General features: G+C 69.8%; 1 protein-coding gene. It reads right to left on the reverse strand.

Going from position 1 to position 682, the window contains the following annotated elements; genetic code table 11:
- Window positions 1-682, reverse strand: a 682-nt coding sequence (locus LPA54_RS34325) for a carboxyl transferase domain-containing protein (protein ID WP_306806584.1), incomplete at both ends; no start/stop codon positions are given.

The raw sequence follows: 682 nt of genomic DNA on the forward strand, positions 1-682 counted from the left end.
GAGGTAGCGCACCTCGGCGATGCAGGTCTCCTCGTCGTCGTAGGCGAAGTGGCACACACCGCTCGTCTCGGCGTGCACGTCCGCGCCGCCCAGCCCGTTCTGGGTGATCTCCTCGCCCGTGACCGCCTTGACCACGTCCGGGCCGGTGATGAACATCTGCGAGGTGTCCCGCACCATGAACACGAAGTCCGTCAGCGCCGGGCTGTAGGCCGCGCCGCCCGCGCACGGGCCCAGCATCACCGAGATCTGCGGGATCACACCCGACGCCTTGGTGTTGCGCTGGAAGATCCCGCCGTAGCCGGCGAGCGCCGAGACGCCCTCCTGGATACGCGCGCCCGCGCCGTCGTTCAGGGAGACCAGCGGCGCACCCGCCGCGATGGCCATGTCCATGATCTTGTGGATCTTCGTGGCGTGCGCCTCGCCCAGCGCACCGCCGAAGATACGGAAGTCGTGGGCGTAGACGAAGACCGTCCGCCCCTCCACCGTCCCCCAGCCGGTGATCACACCGTCCGAGTACGGCTTCTTCTCCTCCAGACCGAAGCCGGTGGCCCGGTGCCGCCGCAACTGCTCGACCTCACGGAACGACCCCGCGTCCAGCAGCAGTTCGATGCGCTCCCGCGCGGTCAGCTTGCCCTTGGCGTGCTGCGCCCGGGTCGCCTTCTCGCTCGGGCCGGCCAGTGCC

The organism is Streptomyces sp. DH12, from assembly GCF_020873895.1.
Lineage (GTDB): Bacteria > Actinomycetota > Actinomycetes > Streptomycetales > Streptomycetaceae > Streptomyces.